The sequence below is a fragment of the uncultured Cardiobacterium sp. genome, assembly GCF_938028185.1.
Classification (GTDB): Bacteria; Pseudomonadota; Gammaproteobacteria; order Cardiobacteriales; family Cardiobacteriaceae; genus Cardiobacterium.
This window is the reverse complement of record NZ_CALJAH010000325.1, coordinates 1-3,042: the sequence shown is the minus strand read 5'-3', so window position 1 is coordinate 3,042 and position 3,042 is coordinate 1. Positions and strand designations below refer to the sequence as shown.

Below are 3,042 nucleotides of genomic sequence, written 5' to 3'. Positions count from 1 at the left end.
TTTTAGGGTGCCCGGTCAGGCGACGCAACACCGTATGAGGCTTTCGGTGGATGGCCATACGCGGCACAAGAGCCGTTTTTTGCCATACGATCTCCCTCACAAAATCCGCTTTACACCCGCCAATGGCGGCGCTATAGTGTCTGCAAGGCATAACTGCGGGGCAGGCGTTCCCTACAGACCCCTTGACCCTAATTACATCTTGCCTTGGGTGTCAGACGCGGCCAGGTGAGCAAGCTCACGCAAGTGAGAAGCCCGAAGGTTTGTTGAGGCACCCACTTGAACCCTGCGGTTCAAGGGCATTAGGTTAAGCGGCTTTCGCGGTTATGCTGTTCTCCTTCTTCTGGCAAGGCTTTACGCCTTGCCTTTTTCGTTTCTGCGGCAGATGACCGTATTTCTGGCGACGCTCATGGCGTCGCTTTTTTGTGCATTTTTATCAATGGCGACACAAGCGTTTAGCGAAATATAAAACCCAACATATTGCGCAGTTGTTCCGTCAGTCATACCATATCTTGCGTTTACTGCATGGCGGCGTGCTACCGCCGCCCATGCGGTTTCATCGTTTCAGGAGTGCTGATAATGCTGCGATTTGTCCATGAAGATGTGGTTTGGCAGGAAGTGCCGCACGAGGTATCGCTCGCCTACACCATTGCCGGTTGCCCGCTGCGTTGCCCCGGCTGCCACAGCACTTACACCTGGAACGCGCAACAGGGCACGGCGCTCTCGCCGGAATATTTGCAACAGCGCCTTGCCGACTACGCCGGGCTGTTGTCCTGCGTGCTGTTTTTCGGCGGTGAATGGCAGGAAGCGGCGCTGCTGGAATGTCTGCGCACGGCGCGGGCGGCGGGGCTGAAAACCTGCCTTTATACCGGGCTGGAAGAAGCGCCCGCCGCGCTGTTGCCGGAGCTGACTTTTGTGAAAACCGGCGCTTGGCGCCGCGAACGGGGCGGGCTGGATTGCCCCGACACTAACCAGCGCTTTATCCGCACCGCCGATGGCGCGGTGCTTAACCATTTATTCTGGAGATGATGAAATGCTACGCCTGACGACCGAACAAATTCAGCAAAAACTGGACTTTATGGATGACTACGTGCGCGCGCACAACGCCGCCGACGGCTCCAAACTCGACGCCAACGCCAACGTCACCCAAAAAAACATGGCGACGCTGGAAGCCGAGCTGATGAAAGACCTGATGATTCAGGTAAACCGCGCCCAGGTCAGCCGCAAAATCCGCGAGCTGTTTGGCGAAGCAACCGCCGCCGAATACGTCCGCCAGATAGAGGCGCACGAAATCTACGTCCACGACGAAACCAGCCTCAAACCCTACTGCGTCTCCGTCTCGATGTATCCCTTCCTGCGCGACGGCATGACCAAACTCGGCGGCGAATCCGGCGCGCCGCAGCACCTCGCCTCCTTCTGCGGCTCATTCGTCAACTTCGTCTTCGCCGTCAGCGCGCAATTCGCCGGGGCGGTCGCCACCGTCGAATTCCTCACCTATTTTGACCACTTCGCGCGCAAAGATTACGGCGACGACTACCTGCGCACCCACGAACGCGACATCGCCAACCACCTGCAACACGTCGTTTACGCCATCAACCAGCCCGCCGCCGCGCGCGGCTACCAGAGCGCCTTCTGGAACATCTCCATCTACGACCAGCACTACTTCCACGCGATGTTTGGCGACTTCGTCTTCCCCGACTTCAGCCAGCCCAAATGGGAAAGCGTCGCCGCGCTGCAAAACTACTTCCTGAAATGGTTCAACGCCGAACGCAAGCGCGCCATCCTCACCTTCCCGGTCGTCACCGTCGCCATGCTCACCGAAGACAAACGCTGCAAGGACGCCGCCTTTGCCGACCACATCGCGGGCGAACTCGCATCGGGCAACGCCTTCTTCATCTACCTCTCCGACAACCCCGACTCGCTCGCCTCCTGCTGCCGCCTGCGCAACGCCATCGAAGACCGCACCTTCTCCTACACCCTCGGCGCGGGCGGCGTCGCTACCGGCTCAATCAACGTCATCACCATCAACATGAACCGCCTCGTGCAGGACGGGCGCGATTTGCTGACCGAAGTGGAAAAAATCCACCGCTACCAATACGCCTACCGCAAACTGATGGAAGACTACCTTGCCGCCGGGATGCTCACCGTTTATGACGCGGGCTTCATCACCCTCGACAAGCAGTACCTCACCATCGGCATCAACGGCATGGCAGAAGCGGCCGAATCACAAGGCATCACCGTCGGCAACAACCCCGCCTACCTCGCCTTCGTCCAGGAAAAACTGAAAACCATCTACCACGCCAACCAGCGGGCGAGCGCGCATTACGGCGTGCGCTACAACACCGAATTCGTGCCGGCAGAAAACCTCGGCGTAAAAAACGCCGCCTGGGACAAACGCGACGGCTACCGCGTGCCACGCGACTGCTACAACTCCTACTTCTACCTCGTCGAAGACGACCAGCGCACCAACGCGCTCGACAAATTCATCCTGCACGGGCGCGAACTCATCGACTGGCTGGACGGCGGCTCGGCGCTGCATTTGAACCTCGATGAAGCGCTCAGCCAGAAAGGCTACCGCAAACTGCTTGACATCGCCGCGCACACCGGCTGCAACTACTTCTGCATCAACGTGCGCATCACCATCTGCAACGACTGCGAACACATCGACAAACGCACCCTCTCCGCGTGCAGCGCCTGCGGCTCGCGCAACATAGACTACGGCACGCGCGTCATCGGCTACCTGAAGCGCGTCTCCGCCTTCAGCGCCGGCCGCCGCGCCGAACACGCGCTACGCCACTACCACCGTGAACGTGCCGAAGCCGAAAAAGAGGCCGCCGCATAGAAAGAAGCGGGTGATATAGCAATCCTCACAAAGCCCGGTACGACGTCGCGCTGCCTGACCGGGCACTCTAAAAAAATGGCGCAGCCATTTTTTTAGAGAAACTCGCGCCGTACAAAGGCGTACTGTCTTCAAACGCCGAAGCCGGTTGCGGTAACGCCCCGCGACCATTCTGAATCGCTTGATAAAACCAATGGTATGTTCAT

4 protein-coding genes and 1 other RNA gene are annotated in these 3,042 nt (G+C 58.8%); 3 read left to right on the top strand and 2 right to left on the bottom strand.

The features are described 5' to 3' along the window. Window positions 1-147 precede the first annotated feature (147 nt). Window positions 148-328: non-coding RNA, 6S RNA (gene ssrS, locus Q0349_RS09520), on the top strand. 23 nt (window positions 329-351) lie between these two features. On the opposite strand, the gene Q0349_RS09515 is transcribed toward ssrS, so the two are convergent. Next, the gene (locus Q0349_RS09515; RefSeq protein WP_298080652.1) at window positions 352-501 is read right to left on the bottom strand and encodes a hypothetical protein; all 150 of its coding nucleotides are present in this window, start codon (window positions 499-501) and stop codon (window positions 352-354) included. A 75-nt stretch (window positions 502-576) separates the two neighbouring features. Between Q0349_RS09515 and nrdG the strand changes: the two genes are divergently transcribed. Together nrdG and nrdD are read left to right on the top strand one after the other, a co-directional pair. Then, a complete protein-coding gene (gene nrdG, locus Q0349_RS09510) occupies window positions 577-1,026 on the top strand; it encodes an anaerobic ribonucleoside-triphosphate reductase activating protein (RefSeq protein ID WP_298080651.1) in 450 nt (149 codons plus the stop codon). Between the two features lie 4 nt (window positions 1,027-1,030). Continuing rightward, window positions 1,031-2,839: an anaerobic ribonucleoside-triphosphate reductase gene (nrdD, locus tag Q0349_RS09505; RefSeq protein ID WP_298080650.1), complete on the top strand. Its 1,809-nt coding sequence runs from the start codon at window positions 1,031-1,033 to the stop codon at window positions 2,837-2,839. Here nrdD and Q0349_RS09500 read toward each other — a convergent pair. Continuing rightward, the coding region (locus tag Q0349_RS09500) for a hypothetical protein (protein WP_298080648.1) at window positions 2,786-3,042 on the bottom strand (257 nt) is incomplete at its 5' end. The genes nrdD and Q0349_RS09500 overlap by 54 nt on opposite strands.

Bases quoted from the DNA above. Each gene is read 5' to 3' on its own strand.
- nrdD (WP_298080650.1), top strand. From the start codon at position 1,031: ATGCTACGCCTGACGACCGAACAAATTCAGCAAAAACTGGACTTTATG.
- Q0349_RS09515 (WP_298080652.1), bottom strand. From the start codon at position 501: ATGACTGACGGAACAACTGCGCAATATGTTGGGTTTTATATTTCGCTA.
- nrdG (WP_298080651.1), top strand. From the start codon at position 577: ATGCTGCGATTTGTCCATGAAGATGTGGTTTGGCAGGAAGTGCCGCAC.